This window comes from Micromonospora sp. MH99 (assembly GCF_021442385.1).
Taxonomy (GTDB): domain Bacteria; phylum Actinomycetota; class Actinomycetes; order Mycobacteriales; family Micromonosporaceae; genus Micromonospora.
Genome location: NZ_MUZA01000028.1, coordinates 52,677 through 72,483, shown reverse-complemented (window position 1 = coordinate 72,483; position 19,807 = coordinate 52,677). Strand labels below are relative to the sequence as shown.

General features: G+C 71.4%; 19 protein-coding genes and 1 tRNA gene. 7 read left to right on the top strand and 13 right to left on the bottom strand.

Annotated elements, in window-relative coordinates; genetic code table 11:
- The 6 genes from B0E54_RS16940 to B0E54_RS16915 form a co-directional block, all read right to left on the bottom strand.
- The coding region (locus B0E54_RS16940; protein ID WP_234584506.1) for a serine/threonine-protein kinase at nucleotides 1–1,025 on the bottom strand (1,025 nt) is incomplete at its 3' end.
- A 1-nt stretch (nucleotide 1,026) separates the two neighbouring features.
- Complete coding sequence (locus tag B0E54_RS16935; RefSeq protein WP_234584505.1) at nucleotides 1,027–2,532, bottom strand: penicillin-binding protein 2; 1,506 nt, start codon at nucleotides 2,530–2,532, stop codon at nucleotides 1,027–1,029.
- The gene (locus B0E54_RS16930; protein WP_234584504.1) at nucleotides 2,529–4,019 is read right to left on the bottom strand and encodes an FtsW/RodA/SpoVE family cell cycle protein; all 1,491 of its coding nucleotides are present in this window, start codon (nucleotides 4,017–4,019) and stop codon (nucleotides 2,529–2,531) included. The genes B0E54_RS16935 and B0E54_RS16930 overlap by 4 nt, the downstream gene beginning before the upstream one ends.
- Nucleotides 4,020–4,049: 30 nt before the next feature.
- Entirely contained in the window at nucleotides 4,050–5,516 is a 1,467-nt protein-coding gene (locus B0E54_RS16925; protein WP_234584503.1) for a PP2C family serine/threonine-protein phosphatase, read from the bottom strand.
- Entirely contained in the window at nucleotides 5,513–5,998 is a 486-nt protein-coding gene (locus B0E54_RS16920) for an FHA domain-containing protein (RefSeq protein ID WP_007454124.1), read from the bottom strand. The genes B0E54_RS16925 and B0E54_RS16920 overlap by 4 nt, the downstream gene beginning before the upstream one ends.
- 6 nt (nucleotides 5,999–6,004) lie before the next feature.
- Nucleotides 6,005–6,793 carry a DUF3662 and FHA domain-containing protein gene (locus B0E54_RS16915; protein WP_007454122.1) on the bottom strand — a complete coding sequence of 263 codons (789 nt, stop codon included), beginning with the start codon at nucleotides 6,791–6,793 and terminating at the stop codon, nucleotides 6,005–6,007.
- 207 nt (nucleotides 6,794–7,000) lie between these two features.
- Here B0E54_RS16915 and B0E54_RS16910 point away from each other — a divergent pair.
- The 3 genes from B0E54_RS16910 to B0E54_RS16900 all read left to right on the top strand — a co-directional run bounded on the left by B0E54_RS16910 (nucleotide 7,001) and on the right by B0E54_RS16900 (nucleotide 9,070).
- Nucleotides 7,001–7,086 (top strand) — tRNA-Leu (locus B0E54_RS16910).
- Between the two features lie 65 nt (nucleotides 7,087–7,151).
- Complete coding sequence (locus tag B0E54_RS16905; protein ID WP_234584502.1) at nucleotides 7,152–8,267, top strand: NAD-dependent epimerase/dehydratase family protein; 1,116 nt, start codon at nucleotides 7,152–7,154, stop codon at nucleotides 8,265–8,267.
- A complete protein-coding gene (locus B0E54_RS16900; RefSeq protein ID WP_266247620.1) occupies nucleotides 8,264–9,070 on the top strand; it encodes a WecB/TagA/CpsF family glycosyltransferase in 807 nt (268 codons plus the stop codon). Before B0E54_RS16905 ends, B0E54_RS16900 begins: the two co-directional genes overlap by 4 nt.
- A 68-nt stretch (nucleotides 9,071–9,138) precedes the next feature.
- Here B0E54_RS16900 and B0E54_RS16895 read toward each other — a convergent pair whose 3' ends face one another.
- On the bottom strand, nucleotides 9,139–10,695 hold the full coding sequence (locus B0E54_RS16895; RefSeq protein ID WP_234584500.1) for a S8 family serine peptidase: 1,557 nt from the start codon (nucleotides 10,693–10,695) through the stop codon (nucleotides 9,139–9,141).
- A 215-nt stretch (nucleotides 10,696–10,910) separates the two neighbouring features.
- Here B0E54_RS16895 and B0E54_RS16890 point away from each other — a divergent pair, with 215 nt between their 5' ends.
- Entirely contained in the window at nucleotides 10,911–11,510 is a 600-nt protein-coding gene (locus tag B0E54_RS16890) for a hypothetical protein (protein ID WP_234584499.1), read from the top strand.
- Here the strand turns inward: B0E54_RS16890 and B0E54_RS16885 are convergent.
- From B0E54_RS16885 to B0E54_RS16875, 3 genes are all read right to left on the bottom strand, one after another.
- Nucleotides 11,478–11,879 carry a hypothetical protein gene (locus B0E54_RS16885; protein WP_234584498.1) on the bottom strand — a complete coding sequence of 134 codons (402 nt, stop codon included), beginning with the start codon at nucleotides 11,877–11,879 and terminating at the stop codon, nucleotides 11,478–11,480. The genes B0E54_RS16890 and B0E54_RS16885 overlap by 33 nt on opposite strands.
- A gap of 212 nt (nucleotides 11,880–12,091) precedes the next feature.
- Nucleotides 12,092–12,313, bottom strand: a complete 222-nt coding sequence (locus tag B0E54_RS16880) for a DUF397 domain-containing protein (RefSeq protein ID WP_007454112.1) — start codon at nucleotides 12,311–12,313, stop codon at nucleotides 12,092–12,094.
- The gene (locus tag B0E54_RS16875) at nucleotides 12,283–13,158 is read right to left on the bottom strand and encodes a helix-turn-helix transcriptional regulator (protein ID WP_234584497.1); all 876 of its coding nucleotides are present in this window, start codon (nucleotides 13,156–13,158) and stop codon (nucleotides 12,283–12,285) included. Before B0E54_RS16875 ends, B0E54_RS16880 begins: the two co-directional genes overlap by 31 nt.
- A gap of 625 nt (nucleotides 13,159–13,783) precedes the next feature.
- On the opposite strand from B0E54_RS16875, the gene B0E54_RS16870 reads away from it, so the two are divergent.
- Both B0E54_RS16870 and B0E54_RS16865 read left to right on the top strand, forming a co-directional pair.
- Nucleotides 13,784–14,068, top strand: coding sequence for a hypothetical protein (locus B0E54_RS16870; RefSeq protein WP_234584496.1), 285 nt, complete (start codon nucleotides 13,784–13,786; stop codon nucleotides 14,066–14,068).
- 96 nt (nucleotides 14,069–14,164) lie between these two features.
- Entirely contained in the window at nucleotides 14,165–14,605 is a 441-nt protein-coding gene (locus tag B0E54_RS16865; protein ID WP_234584495.1) for a hypothetical protein, read from the top strand.
- Nucleotides 14,606–14,612: 7 nt separating this feature from the next.
- On the opposite strand, the gene B0E54_RS16860 is transcribed toward B0E54_RS16865, so the two are convergent.
- Entirely contained in the window at nucleotides 14,613–15,494 is an 882-nt protein-coding gene (locus B0E54_RS16860; protein WP_234584494.1) for a PASTA domain-containing protein, read from the bottom strand.
- Nucleotides 15,495–15,659: 165 nt separating this feature from the next.
- The gene (locus B0E54_RS16855; protein WP_234584493.1) at nucleotides 15,660–16,358 is read right to left on the bottom strand and encodes a PASTA domain-containing protein; all 699 of its coding nucleotides are present in this window, start codon (nucleotides 16,356–16,358) and stop codon (nucleotides 15,660–15,662) included.
- 122 nt (nucleotides 16,359–16,480) lie between these two features.
- Between B0E54_RS16855 and B0E54_RS16850 the strand changes: the two genes are divergently transcribed.
- The gene (locus B0E54_RS16850; protein WP_234584492.1) at nucleotides 16,481–18,007 is read left to right on the top strand and encodes a hypothetical protein; all 1,527 of its coding nucleotides are present in this window, start codon (nucleotides 16,481–16,483) and stop codon (nucleotides 18,005–18,007) included.
- A 45-nt stretch (nucleotides 18,008–18,052) separates the two neighbouring features.
- Here B0E54_RS16850 and B0E54_RS16845 read toward each other — a convergent pair whose 3' ends face one another.
- Entirely contained in the window at nucleotides 18,053–19,531 is a 1,479-nt protein-coding gene (locus B0E54_RS16845) for a glutamate--cysteine ligase (RefSeq protein ID WP_234584491.1), read from the bottom strand.
- Nucleotides 19,532–19,807 lie beyond the last annotated feature (276 nt).

Here is a 19,807-nt window from a genome sequence, read left to right as displayed (position 1 = left end):
TGCGGTACGGCCGGTGCGACAGCGGTGGGACGGGGCTGCTGGGCCGGCGCGACAGTCGTGGGCCGCTGCCCGACGGGAGGCTGCCGGTGCGGGGCGTTCGGCGGGCGGAGCTGCTGCGCCTGCGGCACCTGGGCCCGACCGGGAGCCGCGGGTGAGGACGGCGCACCGGAGACCGGGCCGGTGTGACCGCCGGCCCGGGCCTGCTGGGACAGCGCTGCCTTGAGCTGACGGGCCACCCCGGCGAGAGCGGCGGCGCTCGGCCAGCGGGCAGCCGGGTCCTTGGCCAACGCCCGCTCGACGACGGCCCGGACCTGCGGTGGGATGTCGGACGGCAGCGGCCGGGGTGTTTCCCGCACGTGCCGCATGGCGATGTCGAGCGGGTTGTCGCCCTCGAACGGTCGCCGCCCGGCGAGGCACTGGTAGGCGACCACGCCGAGCGCGTACACGTCGGACGCCGGAGTGGCAACCTGGCCGGTGGCCTGCTCCGGAGAGATGTACGAGGCGGTGCCGAGCACCGAGCCGGCGGCGGTGAGCTGGCCGACGATGTCGGAGCGGGCGATGCCGAAGTCGGTCAGCACCAGCGTGCCGTTCGGCCGGACCAGCAGGTTGCCCGGCTTCACGTCGCGGTGCACGATGCCCTTCTCGTGCGCGGCGTGCAGCGCGTCGGCGGCCTGCGCGACAAGCGCCATCGTCCGGGCCGGGGTGAGTCGACCGACCCGGCTCAGCGTGGACGACAGGGCGTCGCCCTCGACGTACTCCATGACCAGGAAGGCGATCTGCTGGTCGTTGCCGAAGTCGTAGACGTCCACCACGCCGGGGTGGTTGATGGTCGCCATGGTCCGCGCCTCGCCCCGGAACCGCTCGGCGAAGTCGGGGTCGTCGAGCAGCGCGGGGAGCAGGCTCTTGACCGCTACCGTCCGGCCGAGCACCTGGTCGGTGCCGCGCCAGACGTCACCCATGCCGCCGCTGGCGATCCGCTCGTCGAGGCGGTAGCGGTTGCCGAGCTGGACGCCGGGGCTGAGCATGTCAGCGGCCCCCGGGGTCGTTGATGGCGGCCTTCATGATCTGGCCGCCGATCCGGGCCGCCTCGGCGCTGCCGCCGCTGCCGGCCTGCTCCAGCACGACACACACCGCGGAGACCGGGTTGCCGTTCTTGTCCAGCGCGAAGCCGATGAACCAGCCGTGGTCGGGGCGGTCCGGGGCGGACTGCGCCGTGCCCGTCTTGCCACCGACGGTGTAGCCGCTGATCGCCGCCTTCTGGCCGGTGCCCTTCTGCACCACGCTGACCATCATCTCGCGCAGGTCGCTGGCGACCGGACCACTGACCGGCTGACGCAGCTCCCGCGGCTTCGCGGTGTAGTAGCTGGTGGTCCGGTCCGGGGCGAGGAGCTGCCGGACCAGGTACGGCCGCATCTGGCTGCCACCGTTGGCGACCGACCCGGCGATCATCGCGCCCTGCAGCGGCGTCATCCGGACGTTGTTCTGGCCGATCGACGATTGAGCCAGCGCGGCCGGGTCGGTGCTGCCGTCCGGGTTCAGCATGTCGCCGGTCCGGCTGGCCGCCGTCCGCAGACCGCCCTCGCCGAGCTGCCCGACCGTGAGGTCCTCCTGCTCGAAGCCGAACTGCCGGGCCTTCTCCTTGACCTTGTCGGCGCCGAGCCGCACACCGAGCTGCGCGAAACCGGTGTTGCACGACTCGGTGACCGCCTCCAGCAGGGTGACCTGCGGCTCGGGGCAGATCGACGCGGCGGCGTTGCGGATCGGGCTGCCCGAGGTGGGCGGGGTGTAGCTGGAGCCGGCCGGGATCGGGGTCGACTTGGTGACGCCGTTCTCCAGCGCCGCCGCGGCGACCACGATCTTGAAGGTGGAGCCCGGGGGAAGCGTCTCGGACAGGGCCCGGTTCTTCAGCGGGCCGTCCGGGTTCTGCTCCAGCTTGTTGATCTCCGCTGCGGCTTCGTTCGTGTTGTGGCTGACCAGCGGGTTCGGGTCGAAGCTGGGCATGGACACCAGGGCCTGCACCGCACCGGTCCGCGGGTCGATGGCGATCGCCGCGCCGCGCTTGGCGTCCACCTGGTTGTTGCGCATCTGGTCGTACGCCACGTCCTGCGCCCGCTTCGACAGCGTGAGGAGCACGTTGCCGCCACCGGTCTCGTCGCCGGTGAACATGTCCTTGAACCGGTCGCCGATCAACTGGTCGCTGGTGCCGGCCAGGAAGTCGTTCTCCACCTGCTCGATGCCGGTGTCGGCCAGGTTGACCGGCTTGTAGCCGAGCACGTGCGCGTACTTGGCCCCACCCGGGTAGGTGCGCTGGAACTTCAGCTTGCCGGTGGTCTCCTTGCTGGTGGCCACCGCCGTTCCGCCGGCCTCGATGTTGCCGCGCTTGCGCTTGTAGTCGGCGACCTGGACCCGGCCGTTGTAGTCACTGGTGCGGTACTCGTCGGCCTTGTACGCCTGGATCCAGTTGAGGTTCGCGAAGAGCAGACCGAACAGGACCATGACGACGATGCCGACACGGCGCAGGGGTGCGTTCACGGCTTGATCACCTCCGTGGGAGCACCGTGCAGCTGCTCGGGCGGGCCGCCCGCGGGCCGGCTCGCCTTGCCGGCGCCGCCCGTCACCGGTCGCCGGGCCCCGTCGGAGACCCGCAACAGGACCGCGATGAGCAGCCAGTTCGCCATCAGCGACGACCCACCGGCGGACAGGAACGGGGTGGTCTGGCCGGTCAGCGGGATGAGCTTGCTGATGCCGCCGACGATCACGAAGACCTGCAGGCCCAGGGTGAAGGCGAGGCCACCGGCGAGCAGCTTGCCGAACGAGTCACGCACGGCGAGCGCGGCGCGCAGGCCCCGCTCCACGATCAGCAGGTAGACCACCAGCAGCGCGGAGAGGCCGAACAGGCCGATCTCCTCACCGATGCCGGCGAAGATGAAGTCGTTCTGCACCTCGGGCAGGATGTCCGGCTGACCGCCGCCCGGCCCGGCGCCGAAAAGCCCGCCCGTACCGAGGGCCAGCAGACCCTGGACGAGCTGGTAGCCCTTGACGTGCGGATCGGCGAACGGGTCCAGCCAGATCTCGGCCCGCAGGTAGAAGTTGGCGAACGGCCCGCCGACCGTCGACCCGAGGACGTACGCGAGGTAGGCGCCGCCGAAGAAGAGGATGAGGCCGATCAGCAGCCAACTGACCCGTTCGGTGGCGATGTAGAGCGTCACCACGAACATGCCGAAGTAGAGCAGCGAGGTGCCCAGGTCCTTCTCGAAGACCAGCACCAGGAGGCTGATCAGCCAGACCACGACCACCGGCCCGAGATCCCGACCACGCGGGAAGTCGATGCCGAGGAACCGCCGGCTGGCCAGCGAGAGCACCTCACGCTTGCGCACCAGGTAGTAGGCGAAGAAGACCAGCAGCGCCAGCTTGGCGAACTCACCCGGCTGGAGCGAGAAGCCGCCGACCCGGATCCACAGCTTGGCGCCGTTGATCTCGGAGATGCTGCTGGGCAGCACCGCCGGGAGCATCACCAGCACGATGCCGGCAAGCCCCAGGGTGTACGCGTACCGCGAGACCGAACGGTGGTCGCGCATGATGGCGAGCAGGCCCGCGGCGAGGATCACCGAGGCGAGCGTCCACGCGAGCTGCCGGCCGCCGATGCCGGCGAACGTGGCCAGGTCCTCCCGGTCGACCGGGGCGGCCTCGCCCAGGTCGATCCGGCGCAGGAAGCCCACCCCGAGACCGTTGAGCAGGGCCACCGCCGGCAGCAGAGCCGGGTCGGCGAACGGGGCGAGGAACCGGATGACCAGGTGCAGGCCGAGGAAGACCGCGCCGAGGGCGGCGGCGGGCATCCAGAAGTCCGGGGTGACCGTGTCCAGAAGGTTCGCCTCGACGGTCGCCATGTACGCGGCCACCAGCACCATGGCCAGCAGCAGCAGGGACAGCTCGGCGTTGCGTCGGGACCGGGCCAGGCGTACGCCGGAATCCCCGCCCGTGGTGGCGGGCGAGGGTGCCGGTGTGGCCGCTACGGTCACGGGTGGAGTCCTTGGGATCTCAGCCGACGCTCACTCGGGAGACCGGCAGCCGGCCGGGTCGAGCGCCGGCGTGGCCGAGTCCGAGGGCGTGGCGTCGGGTGCGGTGGTCGGATCGGTGCCGCCGGCGGTGGCTGCGTTGGTCGGGCTCGTGCTGACGACCCCGTTCACCGACGCGCCGGGGCTGGGGCTGGTGTTCGGCGTCGGCGACGTCGCGGGAGGGGTCGGGGGCGGAGTGGGCGTCGGCGTGCCGGTCACCGCGCCCGTGTCGGACGGGCAGATCGGCTTCAGGTTGGGGTTGGTCGGGGTGTCGCTGGTCAGCTCGGCGAGCTGACGCTCGGCGTCCGGCTCGTTCTTGGCCCGGATGCCCACCTTGACCGTGTCCTGAGCGGCGACGGTCAGGTCGTCCAACCGGGTGCCGCTGGTGCGGTGCACCGTCGAGAGGTCCATCCCGGCGATCTGCCCCTGGATGCCACGGAAGACGGCGACCTGCCCCTCGTCGGTGGCGCCCACGTAGTACTGGCGTTGGGTGTACGTCCAGCCGCCGAAGGCCGCGCCACCGACGATGACCAGCAGGGCCAGCGCCATCGCGGCGGTCCGCAGCGGCCGGCGCTTCGGGCGCTCCGGCTCGTCGTCCGACGCGTTGGGTTCCTCCGGCGCGGCGGGACGCGGCGCGGAGAGCGCCGAGGCCCGGGCGGCCGGGGTCGAGTCGTCGGCGGAGGTGGCCATGCCCCGGTCCCGGGCGGCGGCGCCGCCGACGATCGGGGTGGCCTCGACGATGTCGTGGTCGGTGGCGTCGGCGATGATCACGGTGATGTTGTCCGGACCGCCGCCGCGCAGCGCGAGCTGCACCAGCCGCTCGACGCACTGCTGCGGATCGGTGTACTCCCGCAGGGTCTCGCCGATGGTCTCGGCGCTCACCACGCCGGAGAGGCCGTCGCTGCAGATCAGGTAACGGTCGCCGGGCAGCACCTGGCGCACCGAGTACTCCGGGTCGATGTCCCGGCCGTCCAGGGCCCGGGTCAGCAGGGACCGCTGCGGGTGGCTGCTGGCCTCCTCGGCGCTGATCCGGCCCTCGTCGACGAGCATCTGGACGTACGTGTCGTCCTTGGTGATCTGGGCGAACTCACCATTGCGCAGCAGATAGGCCCGCGAGTCGCCGATGTGGACCATCCCCAGCTTGCTGCCGGAGAAGAGGGTCGCCGTCAGCGTGGTGCCCATCCCCTCCAACTGCGGGTTGGCGTCCACCGTGTCGCGGAGCTGTTGGTTGGCGGTGCCCACGGCCGAACGCAACGCGTCGACGAGAGCGTCCCCTGGGACGTCCTCGTCGAGCGGCGCCATGGCACCGATGACGATGTTGCTGGCGACGTCACCGGCGGCCATGCCGCCCATGCCGTCGGCAACGGCGAGTAGCCGCGGCCCGGCGTAGACGGAGTCTTGATTGCCGTCACGGATCAGACCGCGGTCGCTGTGGGCCGCATAGCGCAGGGTCAGAGTCATGGCCGTAATTCGAGGGAAGTGCGGCCGATCCGGATCGGCACGCCGAGGGGTACGGGGGTTGGTCCGGTGACCTTAGCGCGATCTAGGTACGTGCCGTTAGTCGAGCCGAGGTCCTCGACGAACCACTGGCCCTCGCGCGGCACGAGTCTCGCGTGCCGCGCCGAGGCGTAGTCGTCGGTGATGACCAGGGTGGAGTCCTCGGCCCGACCGATGGTGATCTGCGCTTCACCGAGGGTGATGCGGGTGCCGGCCAGTTGACCTGCGGTGACCACCAACTGGTGGGCCGCCCTGCCCCGCTTCACCTTCGCCGGTTTGGCCGCCTGCCCCGTCGAGGCGCCAACCGCGCGTGGTGCCGCCACCAGGCGACCGGACCGGGCCCCCGCGAAGAGATCCCGACGGATCACGCCGACCACCGTGAACACGAAGATCCACAGCAGGATCAGGAACCCGAACCGGGCAACGGTGATGACCAGTGCCGGCAAGGCGGCTCAGCCGTCCACGCGGAAGGTCAGCGTCGTGGTGCCGAGCTGGACCATGTCACCCGGGTTGAGGGCGACGGCGGAGACCCGCTGCCCGTTGACCATGGTGCCGTTGGTGGACCCCAGATCGGTCAGCACAACCTGGCCGCCATCGAAATCCAGCCGGGCGTGTCGCCGGGAGATGCCGACGTCGGGCAGGCGCAGGTTCGCCTGGTCGCCGCGACCGATCACCGTCGACCCCATCTGGAGCGGGTAGGTGCGGCCGTCACCGGAGACCAGCCGCACGTTGCGGCCGCCACCGTGCCCGGGCGGCGGGCCGTAGCCGCCACCCTGGTCGTACGCGGGGTAGGCGGGCGGGCCGGCGTCGTAGCCGGGCGCCGACACGGGGGCGACCTCGCCGCCGGTGTAGACCTCGGCGGTGACCCGGAACATCCCCGTGTCCAGGCCCTCGCCCCGCTCGATCTCGACGATCACGTCGCCGTAGACCGTCCAGGCCTGCTCGCCGATGAACTCCGCCTGCGACTGGGCCAGCTCCTGGGCCAGCGCGGCGGCGTACGGCGCCAGACGACTGTGGTCGAACGGCGAGAGATCGATCACGTAGCGGTTGGGCACCAACGTGCGCCCACCGGCCAGGATCGCCTTGTGCGCCTCGGCCTCCCGCTGCATGGCGTTGAGGATCTCCACGGGGTGGACCACCCCTTTGAAGACCTTGGCGAAGGCCCCCTCGACCAGGCCTTCCAGACGCTTCTCGAAGCGTTGCAGCACGCTCACCGGCTCCTCCTCGGGTCCCGAGGACATGATGGTATCCGGCCGGCGCGCGCGCAGCTCACACGCCGCTCGGCCGGCTGCTCCCGGCCCGTTCGGAAGGACCGGGACCGCCGTGCTAATCTTTCGTCCGCCACGAACGGTAACCGCTCGTGGCGAGCGTCTGGGACAGCGTAGTATTCCCGGGGCCTGTTGGAGACAGCGGGTCCGGGGCGGTTACAGTGTCCCGGGTCGTGCCACGGGGATGTGGCGGAATGGCAGACGCGCACGGTTCAGGTCCGTGTGCCCGAAAGGGCGTGGGGGTTCAACTCCCCCCATCCCCACCAAAAGACGAGGGCTCCGCGAAATGCGGGGCCCTTCCGTCATATCGGGGCGGGCCGGACGTCACGCTATGCTCCGATGGTTTCTGCCTCCGATGGACCAGGAGTGGCGTGTGAGTGTCGCGTTGGTGACCGGGTCGGGCGGTCTGATCGGCTCCGAGGCGGTCCGGCACTTCGCCGGCCTCGGTCTGGACGTCGTCGGCATCGACAACGACATGCGTCGGTACTTCTTCGGCGAGGACGGCTCCACCTCGTGGAGCCTGGAACGGCTCGCCCGTGACCTGGGTAACTCCTACACCCACTTCGCGGTGGACATCCGGGACCGGGACGGCCTGGAGCAGGTGTTCAAGAAGTACGGGTCGGACATCGCCGTGGTGATCCACAGCGCGGCCCAGCCGAGCCACGACTGGGCGGCCAAGGAGCCGTACACGGACTTCGACGTGAACGCCGGTGGCACGCTCAACATCCTGGAGAACACCCGCCGTCACGCGATCGACGCGCCGTTCATCCACTGCTCGACCAACAAGGTCTACGGCGACCGGCCCAACAGCCTGCCGCTGATCGAGCTGGAGACCCGGTACGAGCTGCCCGAGGACCACCGCTGGTACCAGGGCATCACCGAGGAGATGTCGATCGACCACTCGCTCCACTCGGTCTTCGGCGCCTCCAAGGTCGCCGCGGACGTGATGGTGCAGGAGTACGGCCGCTACTTCGACATGAAGACCGCCTGTTTCCGGGGCGGCACCCTGACCGGCCCGGCCCACTCGGCCGCCGAACTGCACGGGTTCCTGGCCTACCTGATGCGCTGCGTCATGGAGGGCCGGACGTACAACCTGTTCGGCTACAAGGGCAAGATGGTCCGCGACGCGATCCACTCGCACGACGTGCTGACCGCGTTCGAGGCGTTCTTCCGGTCGCCCCGCTCCGCCGAGGTCTACAACCTCGGCGGCGGCCGGCACTCGAACACCTCGCACATCGAGGCGTTCGCGATCGCTCAGGAGATCACCGGCCGCGAGGCGCAGATCAACTACGTCGAGCAGAACCGCACCGGCGACCACCAGTGGTACGTGAGCAGCATGGCCCGGTTCGAGGAGCAGTACCCGGATTGGAAGATCACGTACGACGTGCCGATGATCCTGCGGGAGATCTACGAGGCCAACGTGGACAAGTGGGTGCCACAGTCGTGACGGCCAGGACCAAGCGCAACGTGCTCGGCGTCCTCGTCGACGCCACCGACTACGCCACGGCCACCGACGCGGTGGTGACCGCGGCGCACGAGCGGCGGCCACTCGCGCTCACCGCGCTGGCCGTGCACGGCGTGATGACAGGTGTGCTGGACCCCGCGCACAATGCCCGGCTCAACTCCTTCGACGTGGTCACCCCGGACGGACAGCCGGTGCGCTGGGCGCTCAACCTGCTGCACCACGCCGGGCTCACCGACCGCGTCTACGGGCCGACGCTGACCCTGCACGTGCTCTCCCGCTTCGCCGACGAGGGGCTGCCGGTCTACCTGTACGGCTCGACCGAGGAGACGTTGGCCAAGCTGATCCCGGCGCTGGAGCGGATGTTCCCCGCGCTGAAGATCGCCGGTGTGGAGCCGTCGAAGTTCCGTGCGGTCCAGCCGGGCGAGGACGCCGAGATCGCCGACCGGATCCGGTCCAGTGGCGCCCGGCTCGTCCTGGTCGGGCTCGGCTGCCCGCGCCAGGAGGTCTTCACGTACGCCATGCGTCCGCTGCTCGACATGCCGCTGATGGCGGTCGGCGCGGCCTTCGACTACCACGCCGGGCTGCTGCGCCAGCCTCCGCCGTGGATGCAGCGCGCCGGCCTGGAGTGGTTCTGGCGGCTCGGTCTGGAGCCGAAACGACTCTGGCGCCGCTACGTGATCCTCAACCCCGCCTACCTGACCCGGCTCGCCGGTCAGAAGACCGGTCTGTGGAAGGCCCGCCCGCCGGCCCCGGCCACCGAACGGCCGGCGACCTTCGCGGTCTGACCCCCGATCCCGTACGACACGAGGCCCCACCCGGACAGCCGGGTGGGGCCTCGCCCGTGAAAGACCGCTCAGACGGTCAGGGTCCAGCTGTTGATGTAGCCGGTGTCGGCCGAGTAGGTGTCGCGCACCTGAAGTCGCCAGGTGCCGTCGGCGGCCTCACCTGACACGTTTGCCGTGTACGTGGTGTTCACGTTGTCGGCGCTGTCCGAGGTGCTGCTGTTCTTCAGCCGGTACGCGCTGCCGTCCGGGGCGAGCAGGTCGATGACCAGATCACCGCGGTACGTGTGCACGATGTTCACCGCCACCGTGGAGGCCGACGAGGCGTTGCGCCCACAGCCCGCGATCGTGATCGAGCTGGTCACCGCCGCACCGGCGTCCGGGATCGACACGTCGGTGCCGTTGGTGCCGGTGCAGCCGGTGGGCGGCGGGGTGGTGCCGCCGCTGCCCACGTAGAGCAGCCGGTTCGGCGAGCCCGAGCCGGGGTTGCCCACCACGTTCGGGGTCGCGTTGGCCACCATCTGGTCGCGGATCTGCTGCGGGCTCCAGCTCGGGTTGGCGCTGGCCAGCAGCGCCGCCGCGCCGACCACGTGCGGCGTGGCCATCGAGGTACCGCTGATCGTGTTGGTCGCGGTGTTGCTCGTGTACCAGGCCGAGGTGATCGACGACCCCGGCGCGAAGATGTCCAGGCAGGTGCCGACGTTGGAGAACGACGACCGGGCGTCCGAGCTGGTCGTCGAGCCGACCGTGATCGCCTCCGCGGTACGCCCCGGCGAGGTGTTGCAGGCGTTCGCGCCGTTGTCGTTTCCGGCGGCGAGCCCGTACGTGACACCTGACGCGATCGAGTTGCGGACGGCGGTGTCCAGCGAGCTGTTCGCGCCACCGCCGAGGCTCATGTTCGCCACCGCCGGCTTGATCGCGTTCTGGGTGACCCAGTCGACACCGGCGATCACGCCGGCGTTGGTGCCACTGCCGGAGCAGTTCAGCACCCGTACGCCTACCAGCTGGACGCCCTTGGCCACCCCGTACGAGGATCCGCCGACGGTGCCGGCGACGTGCGTGCCGTGCCCGTTGCAGTCGTCGGCCGACCCGCCGTCCACGGCGTCGTAGCCGGAGGTGGCCCGGCCGCCGAAGTCGTTGTGGGTGAAGCGGATGCCGGTGTCGATGATGTAGGCGTGCACGTTGCTCGCCGTGTTCGGGTAGGTGTAGGAGCTGTCCAGCGGCAGGTTGCGCTGGTCGATGCGGTCCAGGCCCCAGGAGGGCGGGTTGGCCTGCGTTCCGGAGATAGACACGGTGTGGTTCTGCTCGACGTACGCGACGGCCGGGTCGGCGGCGATCCGTGCCGCCGCGCCCGCGCTGACGGTGACCTCGAAGCCACGCAGCGCCGTGCCGTAGGTGCGGGCCACCCTTCCGCCGTGCCGGCCGGTCAGCCGCTGTGCGGTGTCACCGACCCGGCTGGGGGCCACGGCGGTGTCCTTGAGGACGACGATGTAGCTGTCCGGCACGGCGGTGGCTCCACCGGCCTCCCGGACGACGCCGACGGGCTCGGCGGCCAGGGCCGGGGTGCCGACGGCCAGCACGGTCGCGGCGGTCACCCCGACCAGTACGGACCTGCGTGGAAGACCCATCTCCCTACCTCCCTCCGACCGGCGGCAAGCGCGACCACCGGCACCACACTGATCGACACTCGCCGATCGAGCCGAGAGTAGATCGACGGCCCCGGCAGATAAACATGTCGAAACGTCCATCACGTCGATGGGATGTCCCCTACGGGCCGGCTTCCGGGGCCAACGGGGGTCCGGCCCGGATTCGCCGCGCTCGGGGACGGGAAAGACTTTCCGACATGGAGAGTCAGCTCACCATCCTGTTGCCGGTCGCCGCCGTCTGGCTGGCCGCCGGGGTCCTGGCCGATCGACTGCCCCGGCTGCGCGACGCGCGTGCGCTTCGTCGGCGTACCGGATGGTTGCTGGCGCTCGCGCTGGCGGGCGTGGCGCTGGTCGCGGCCGTGTCCGTCGGCGGGCTGCTGAGCGCCGGCACCACGCCGCTCGATCGGGCCGGCGCCGGGCTCACCCTCGCCACCGGGCCGGCGCTCGTGGTGGCCGTCTGCTCCGTACGACGGATCCGTCGCCTGTGGGCCGGGGCCGGCGCGTTCGACACCGCACCCGGGACACCCGCCCCGCACGGGCTGCGCGCCGCCGCGGCACACCCGCTCATCGGTCTGCCGTTGCAGGTGACCGCCCTCGCGACGGTGCCGGCGGTGATCGCGGCGGCCGGCGCGGACCTCGGCGCCGAGCCCGGGGTCACCGGGCCGGCGATCACCGTCGGCGCGCTCGCCGTCGCGGCGATCGGGGTCCGGCACGCGCTGCGACACAGCCGGCTCACCGAACGGGCTCAGCCCGCCGCGCCCCGGTCAGCGCGAGCGGCCGGACCCCTGCACGTATAGCAGTTCGAGGATCGCGCGGGTCGCCTCGAACCAGCGGTCCAGCCAGCCCGGCGGCGGGATGCTGCCCTTCGGCGGCAGTTCCAGCAGCAGGCCGCGCAGCAGCGGGTGGTCGGCCAGCGAACCGGTCGGCTCCATCGGCCAGCCGGTCGGCGGGAACGACGGCTCGACCAGCGGATTCGGGTCCAGTGAGGGCAGCGAGAGCGGCGCGTCGGCCGCCTCCGGGTTCGCCGCCTCCCGCCCGTTCAGATCCTGGTCGGTCGAGACCACCTCGGTCAGTACGGTGTCCCGACGCGCCCCGCGGTACTTGCCACCGAACCGTTCCGGCTTGCCCGGACCGTTGGTGAGGTTCTCTGAACCGATCGTCGTCATCCGTCTCGCCTACCTCGCTCGGGTGCGGGTCGGTGCGGCGGGTCGTCGACCAGCGCCGTACCGACGGGTTCAACGAGGCGGACCCGCTGTGGCGACGGGAATCCCGGCGGAACATCGCTGAGCCGGCGGGTCAACCCCGGGTCGGCGGCGCTCCGGGACACGGCGAGTCCCCGTCCGGTCGGGACCGGACGGGGACTCGACTGCTCACTCGGTCAGACCGAGCCCAACACACCATCCCTGGTGCCGGCGACGAAGGCGTGCCAGTCGCCGGGAGCGAAGACCAGGGCCGGGCCGGCCTTGTCCTTCGAGTCCCGCACCCCGACCGCCCCGGTCACGTACGCCACCTCCACACAGTTGTCGCAGTTCGGCCCGCTCTTCGAGCTCTTGAACCACGTCGCCTGCGTCAGGTCCACGGGGAACCCCTTGGTCGCCATTTCGGCTCCTCTGCCAGTTTTGCGATGTGTGCGACGGACTCCTCTGGACGAATGGCCGCAGCGCGGATGTGATCGAAGATGAAGCTGTACTTCTGCAGTTCGTCGCTCTTCTCGAGGAAGAGCCCACCCGTGGCGTTCTCCGCGTACACGACATCCGGATCACCGGGCTCGGGAAAACTGAGGATCGTGAAGGTCCCGTCCATGCCGGCGTGCGCACCCACCTCGAAAGGGAGGATCTGGAGCGTCACGTTCGGCAACTCGGCCACCTCGACCAACCTCCTGAGTTGGCCGCGCATCACCTCGTCCCCGCCCACCGGCCGACTTACCACCGCCTCATCGAGCACCACCCACAGATCGACCGGATCGTCCTGCGTCAACAACGACTGACGGCCCAGTCGGACACGCACCCTCTGATGTACCTGATCGGCGGTGAAGTCCGGACGGGCGGCCCGGATCATCGCCCCGGCGTACTCCTCGGTCTCCAACAGGCCCGGCACGACCTGCTGTTCGTACGCCCGGATCGAACTCGCCGCCGCCTCCAGCCCGACGTACGCACCGACCAGCACCGTGCTGTACGGGTGCCACCAGCCCTTCTGCCGCGCCTCCCGGGCGATCTGGACTAGCTCGTCGCTCTCGGCACCCACGACGCCGTAGATCCTCAACATGTCCCGCACGTCGCGCGGGGTGGCCGTGGTGTGCCCCGTCTCGATCCGGGAGACCTTGGACGCCGAGCACTCCAACTGCTCGGCGACAACCTCGATGGTGATGCCGGCCGACTCCCGCTGCCGGCGCAGCTCGGCACCGAGCCGCCGCCGTCGGATCGTCGGGCTGCGCCGCTCACTCATTGCGCGGCCTCGGTGTTTCTGGTCCTCGCCGCTGGTTGCTCGACCCCACTCTCGGGCTACCTCCGGTCGACGCGCCACTGGCTGCCGCTCACCGGGGGCGCGACCGTCGACCGGCGAGCGTTCGCGACGAGGGGTGGTGCCGGTCATCGGCCGGCCGCGACGGGCGAAACCGGCCCTCAGTGTGCCGTCCGTACGCGGATGGCTTCAAGCGCCGCTTTGCGTGGCGGACTCACGTATCGGCAAAAGTCGACGTGCAACTTGCATGAAGCACGTCGCTGATGCAGTCTGTCCGTATGGCACGGATCACTCAGCGTCTCCGTCCGCTCTCCGGGTGTGGTGACCCCACCGACCCCGGACGGCCGGGCGGCACGCGGGCCCGGCCGGCGCCACCCAGACCTGCGCCGGGGTGATGACCCCACCGCTGCAAGCCAGCTGACTGCGGCGGTGGGCGCGGTTCCCGGAAGCAGTCAGGTGATGGTCGGGTGGCGGCACGCCACCAGCGGGTACGGCCCGACCACCATCACGCACCAACCGGTCCACGAGGCGCGATCCCGTCACCGGGCCGAGACATCCCAGACCAGTCACCCGCCGGCACCACGCCGGCTCTCCCTCCCCAGGAGCCCATGTGCTTCCCCGCTCCGGTGACGTTCTGCACGTGACTCGCGCGGCGAGTGTCCAGTTCCTCAGGCCGATCATGTTCCGGGTGATCCGGGTGCTCGACTGGCCGACCTACGACGGTTGGCTCTGGCTCGACGGCTACGAGCTCAACGCCGCCGGCGACGCCGTCAGCCGCCGGTCGATCTTCGTACAGCGGGAAGGGCTGCAACAGGTGCAGGCCGCACCGGAGCCCCGCCCGCACACCGTACGGACCCGACGCCCTGTCTCTCGTACGCCGGTCAGAGTCGGCTGACCAGCGCGAACCGCCGCGGGTAGGCGTGCCGTCGCCATAGAATTGGTACGCCCACCCCGGCATGTTTCACCGCACGTCCAGGACCCTGAGCCTGGGATGGTCATGGTCAATCAGCCCGCCGTGCGGCGGCACCACCGCTGGAGTATCACCTACGCTCTCGGACTACTCGCTCTCCTCGGCGCAGTGACCACCATGGTGGTCCTGGTCCGCGACCCGGCGTTGTCGTCCACCCGGCTGGCCGTTCCGGTGCCGGCTCCGGAGATCACCGTGGTCGACTCCGACCCGCCGACCGACGAACCCGGCTGGATCAGCGCCGACGCCCCCGACGGACGCGTCGGAGCGGCCGACACGCCCGGCCCGGCAGCCGGGGCCGGCGCGGGCGGTCAGTCCGACGGACAGCAGGAACTCACCGAGGCAGCGCCCGCCGGGCACACCGCCACGGACGTCCGCCGCTCGCTGTTCTGGTCCGGAATCTTCGGCCTCACCATCTCGCTCGCCGGCCTCGGCCTCGTCGGCACCCGCCGCCGGATGTGGTGAACAACTGTCACGGCGTGGTCGTCACCGTCGGACTCGGGCTGGTCGGCCTGGTCGGGCTGGTGGGGGTCGAGGGTCGCGCCTGGGAGATCACCAGTAGCACCTCCTCGTCGGCACCTACCGTCGCGCCGGCCTCCGGATCGGTGTCGACCACGGTCCCCGGCGGCAGCTCGGACGGGCGGTACACCACCCGGTAGCTCAGGCCGAGCCGCTCCAGCAGCCCTTCGGCGGTGGCCTGCGTCAGGCCGGTCAGCGGCGGCACCGGTATCTGCGCCTCCTCGGTGGTGGCCGCCGGGCTGCTCGGCGTCGCGCTGCTGGGCGCCGCCGAGGTCGGGGCGCTGCTGCTCGGCGCGGCGGTGGCACTGGTCGGCGGGACGGACGGCGTCGCCGGGTCGTCGGGGTCGTCGTCCCGGGCGTTGAGCACCACCCACAGAGCCGCCCCGAGCAACCCGGCGAGCAGCAGAGCGAGTACGCCCCAGAGGATCGGCAGCCACCAACGCCGGCCACCCTGCTCCTCGACGTACCAGTCCGCGGCCGGTTCGGCTGGTCGGGGCGCGCGCACCTCGGCCCGCCCGGACCACGGCGGCGTCGTCGACCGTTCCACAGGCATCCGCGCCGTCCGATCGCCCGACGGCCCCGAGGCGCCCCGGTCGATAGGCATCGTCTCGTCCGACGACCCACCACGGCCACCCGAAGCGCCCCGGTCGATAGGCATCGTCTCGTCCGACGACCCACCACGACCACCCGAAGCGGCCCGGTCGATAGGCATCGTCTCGTCGGGCGACGCGGGGCGGTCCGGCGGCTGCGGACGGTTGCCGCCGGAGGGCGGCAGGGGGCGCGTGCGGTCGTCCTCGGGCTCCCCGGCGGGCGGCTCCTGGCGGTCGTCGCTCATCGCACGTCCTTTCCCGAACCGGGCGGGCGCCGTGGCCCTCGACCGTCAACCTAACCGCCCACGTCGACATCGGCCGGTATCGGTGGCGCGAACCGCGCGCCGCGATCGGGTCAGGTGGTGTCGACGGGCCAGGCCGGGGTGGGTCGACGCGCTCAGCGGTACGGGTCAGAGGGTGGGCTTCGCGGTCGGCTGACTCGGCGGGGCCGCCGCCCCGCACCAGATGCTCACCTCGTCGTTCCAGCGGGCCGGGCCGTCCTCGGCCGGCTCCTGCTGGCTGACCTTCCCGCTACGCCCACTGCGGTAACGCGGGTAGAGCCCCTCCTCGACCAGTTCGTCGGCCGCCTCGGCGCAGTCGTCGCCGACCACGTCCGGCACCTCGGCGGCGGGGGCCGGACCGGCCACCTGTAGCTGAACTGTGGTGCCCCGGGTCACCTCGGTGCCCACGGCCGGCGAGGCGCTCTCCACCGTGCGGCCGGTGCCGCCGCCGAAGACCAGACGCCAGCCCAACCGCTGCTTACGCAGCATCTCGCGTGCCTGCACGAAGTCGGTGCCGACCACCGGTGGCACGGTCAGCCCGGTCCCCTTCGTCGTGGCGGCGGTCGTCCGTGGGGCGGACGGCGTGGTCCGGCCGGTGGTCGGCCGGGACGAGGTGGGCCGGTCGGTCGGCGTACCGGCCGTGGTGGCCACCGCCTGCGGGTTCACCGGAGATTCGTCATCCTCGCCGGCCAGCAGCCAGCCACCTGTCGCACCGACCACCGCCAGCAGCACCGCTACCAGCCCGCCACCGAGCAGCACGCTGGCCCGGCTTCCGCCGCCGGCCTGGCCGCCTGCGGAATCCTGCCGACCCGTGTTCGCGTCCGTCATACCGTCCACCGCCTCATCACCGGCGACCGTACCGTTCGCCGCCCATCACGTTGTGCCGACGGTCCGTACCGGCGGGTCACTGCGACTCGCCGCACCGACGACGGGACGTTACGCTGCCCGGCATGGCCAGACGGGGCTGGGGAGTATCGATCGTGACGGCGATCGGGGTCGCTGCCGGCGCGGGCGCCGCGCAGCTCGGCTTCGGCTACGGGCTCGGCGTCATCACCTGGACGCCCACCGACGCCGGGGCCAACGACACGGCCTGGGCTGATGGCCTGGCCTGGGCCACCTGGCTCGCCGCCAGCTCGACAGTGCTCGGCGCGGTCTGCGCGCAGCGACTGCACCAGCGTGCCGTACCCCCGGTTGGTGACCAGCCGACCGCCGTCGCCGGGCCGACGGCACCCGCCCTGGCGACCGAGGCGGCCCCACCACAGCCGGCGGCACTCGAAGAGGGCTCGCCGAGCGGGGTCGAGGACACCGACGTGGCACGGGCCCAGCCGACCTCGGGGGTCGATCGATCCGCGCCGGTGGCCGACACGCTGCCCGACGAGCGAGGCGGCCTGTTCCGCAGGCTGTCCCTCGCGCTCGGCGCCGGTCTCGGTGGACTGGTCACCGTGCTGCTGGTCGCCGTACCGGCCCGGGTCGCCGCGGGCGCCGACACCGACGCGCCACAGCGGATCGCCGCTCTGCACGCGGTGCTCGGCATCCTGATCGGCGTGTTCGTGGCGCTCTGGGCACTGCGCTCCCGCGCCGCCGCGTTGAACGTCACCGCGACGGCCGCCTGGCTCTGGCTGCTCGCGGTGGTGTCGGTCATCGACGGAGTACGCGTCGGGCGCGGGCTCACCGGCGCTCAGCTCGGCACGTGGCAGCTCGACCCGGACCACGCGCGGTACTGGATCGGAGGCCAGCTCTACTGGCCCGGTGCGCTGCTGGCGCTCGTACCCGCGCTCCTGATCGGTGCCCTGGCCGCCCGGGGCGCCGCGCGGTCGGGCGGGCACCGGATCGGCGCGGCCGCCTCCGGCGCGGCCGGCCCGCTGCTCGTCGCGCTCGCCTACCTGACCACCGTGCCACGTTGGGCGACCCCGGGGCCCGCACAGTTCTCCACCCAGCTCATCGCCCCGTACGCGGTGATCGCCGGCGTCGGCGGCTCGATCCTGGCCGCCCGACTCGCGGAACGGGCCGGCCGCCGACGTGCTGCCGACCGACGACCGACCGCTCCGGCCGACGAGCCCGAACGGGCGTCGACCACGGCGGCCGACCAACCGGAACCGACGTCGACCGGACAACGCAGACCGACGTCGGCTCCTGCGGCCGGCTCACCCGAATCGGCGTCGACCGCTCCGGCGGATTCCACCCGGGCCGCGGGGCTCGACAGGACCTCTAGCCCGACACCCACGGCCACTGAAGAGGGCGGGGCGGGCGGCACCCGGCCGGGACGCCGCGCCCGCTCGGTGAGCGACGCCGCGACCGGTACGGCAACCCGACGAGGCAGGACCGCCGCGGCACCGACCACGCCGGAGACCCAGCCGGACGACGCGACCACCACCCCGCCCCGCGTCCCCGCCCCACGCCCCGCCCCGGACGCCGCAGCCCCCACCGACGCCCCAACCCCCCACCGAGCACGCCCACCGCGCCGCCCCACCACCTAACCCACGGGTCTCACCCCGCTGCGCTCCGTCGGGTGGAGGGGAGGGTCAGTTGACGGGCCAGGTGTGGACTGGCTCGTTGGTGCGCTGGAGTTCCGCGTAGCGCTGCACCATGTGGTGCAGGGCGGCGCTGCGGTCCATGCCCCGGTGGCGCTCGGCCGCCCAGACCGTCTCGGTCTGCCAGACGGCGCCGTTGCGGCCGGTACGACAGCGCTGTTCGATGATGCCGAGAAGCCGGTCCCGCTGTGCCGGGTCGACGCCGAACCCGTCCAGGCCGGTCGCGGCGACGGGCAGCAGCTGCTCCAGCACCAGCTTGGTGACCGGTACGTCACCGAACCGGGGCCAGTGCAGCACGGCGTCCAGACCACGTCGGGCCGCCGCGTGGAAGTTCTCCTCGGCCGAGCTGAACGTGAGCTGACTCCAGATCGGGCGGTCCGCCTCGGCCAGGCCGCGGACCAGCCCGAAGTAGAAGGCCGCGTTGGCCAGCATGTCCACGACCGTCGGACCGGCGGGCAGCACACGGTTCTCGACCCGCAGGTGGGGTCGGTCGTTCATGATGTCGTAGACCGGGCGGTTCCAGCGGTAGACGGTGCCGTTGTGCAGCCGCAGCTCGCCCAGTTTGGGCACTCCGCCGGCGTGCAGCACCTCCACCGGGTCCTCGTCCTCGCAGATCGGCAGCAGCGGCGGGAAGTACCTGACGTTCTCCTCGAACAGGTCGAAGATCGAGGTGATCCACCGCTCGCCGAACCACACCCGGGGGCGTACGCCCTGAGCCTTGAGCTCTTCCGGGCGGGTGTCGGTGGCCTGCTTGAACAGGGCGATCCGGGTTTCGGCCCAGAGTTGACGGCCGTACAGGAAGGGCGAGTTCGCTCCGACCGCGACCTGCACCCCGGCGATGGCCTGGGACGCGTTCCAGTAGTCGGCGAAGCTGTCCGGCGCGACCTGGATGTGGAACTGGAGGCTCGTGCAGGCCGCCTCGGGGGCGATCGAGTCGGTGTGGGTCCGCAACTGCTCGACGCCACGGATGTCGAGTTCGATGGCCTCGCCCCGGGCACCGACGATCTGGTCGTTGAGCACCCGATAGCGCTCGTTGGTGGAGAGATTGTCCTCGACCAGGTGACCCTCGGTGAGGGTGGGCAGGATGCCGACCAGGACGATCTTCGCGCCGGACCTGGCCGCGCGCTCGTCGGCCCGGGTGAGGCTGCTGCGCAGGTCGTGTTCGTAGTCGGCGAAACCGGTGCCCTCGATCAGTCGGGGCTCGGCGTTCAACTCCAGGTTGAACTGCCCCAACTCGGTCTGGAAGAGCGGATCGGCGATGTCGGCGAGGATCTCCTCGTTGCGCATCGCCGGCTCGGCTCGCGAGTCGACCAGGTTCAGCTCGATCTCCAGGCCGGTCATCGGCCGGTCCGCGTCGAAGCCGAAGTCGTCGAGCATCAGGGCGAAGACGTCCAGGCACCGTCGGACCTTCTGCCGGTAGCGGACGCGGTCCTCCGGGGTGAAGGCGCCCTGCGAGACGTCCCTGCCCATGTGTCCTCCCGACAACCGGCGCGGTCGGGATCCTGCCGTCCCGGAAAGCGCATTGTGAACCATCCACGTTAAGAGCGCTCGCCTGGCCAGGGCCAGAGGCCGACGACGGTGATCCGACGCCGGCCGGAGCGGATGCGCTCGTGGCGCCATCTCTACCCCGTCGCTGCCGCGCCGGACCCCGTGACGGTGCCAACAAGTCGTGACAATTCACACGCGCTGGGTACTGACGACGCCGGGCCCGCGCCGACGTGCGGCGCGGGCCCGGTGTACCGGTGA

What these genes read in the sequence shown, in the direction of transcription:
- B0E54_RS16925 (WP_234584503.1), bottom strand. Translation starts at nt 5,516, where the DNA reads ATGACTCTGACCCTGCGCTATGCGGCCCACAGCGACCGCGGTCTGATC.
- B0E54_RS16915 (WP_007454122.1), bottom strand. Translation starts at nt 6,793, where the DNA reads ATGTCCTCGGGACCCGAGGAGGAGCCGGTGAGCGTGCTGCAACGCTTC.
- B0E54_RS16905 (WP_234584502.1), top strand. Translation starts at nt 7,152, where the DNA reads ATGCTCCGATGGTTTCTGCCTCCGATGGACCAGGAGTGGCGTGTGAGT.
- B0E54_RS16895 (WP_234584500.1), bottom strand. Translation starts at nt 10,695, where the DNA reads ATGGGTCTTCCACGCAGGTCCGTACTGGTCGGGGTGACCGCCGCGACC.
- B0E54_RS16890 (WP_234584499.1), top strand. Translation starts at nt 10,911, where the DNA reads ATGGAGAGTCAGCTCACCATCCTGTTGCCGGTCGCCGCCGTCTGGCTG.
- B0E54_RS16885 (WP_234584498.1), bottom strand. Translation starts at nt 11,879, where the DNA reads ATGACGACGATCGGTTCAGAGAACCTCACCAACGGTCCGGGCAAGCCG.
- B0E54_RS16880 (WP_007454112.1), bottom strand. Translation starts at nt 12,313, where the DNA reads ATGGCGACCAAGGGGTTCCCCGTGGACCTGACGCAGGCGACGTGGTTC.
- B0E54_RS16875 (WP_234584497.1), bottom strand. Translation starts at nt 13,158, where the DNA reads ATGAGTGAGCGGCGCAGCCCGACGATCCGACGGCGGCGGCTCGGTGCC.
- B0E54_RS16865 (WP_234584495.1), top strand. Translation starts at nt 14,165, where the DNA reads ATGGTCATGGTCAATCAGCCCGCCGTGCGGCGGCACCACCGCTGGAGT.
- B0E54_RS16860 (WP_234584494.1), bottom strand. Translation starts at nt 15,494, where the DNA reads ATGAGCGACGACCGCCAGGAGCCGCCCGCCGGGGAGCCCGAGGACGAC.
- B0E54_RS16855 (WP_234584493.1), bottom strand. Translation starts at nt 16,358, where the DNA reads ATGACGGACGCGAACACGGGTCGGCAGGATTCCGCAGGCGGCCAGGCC.
- B0E54_RS16850 (WP_234584492.1), top strand. Translation starts at nt 16,481, where the DNA reads ATGGCCAGACGGGGCTGGGGAGTATCGATCGTGACGGCGATCGGGGTC.
- B0E54_RS16845 (WP_234584491.1), bottom strand. Translation starts at nt 19,531, where the DNA reads ATGGGCAGGGACGTCTCGCAGGGCGCCTTCACCCCGGAGGACCGCGTC.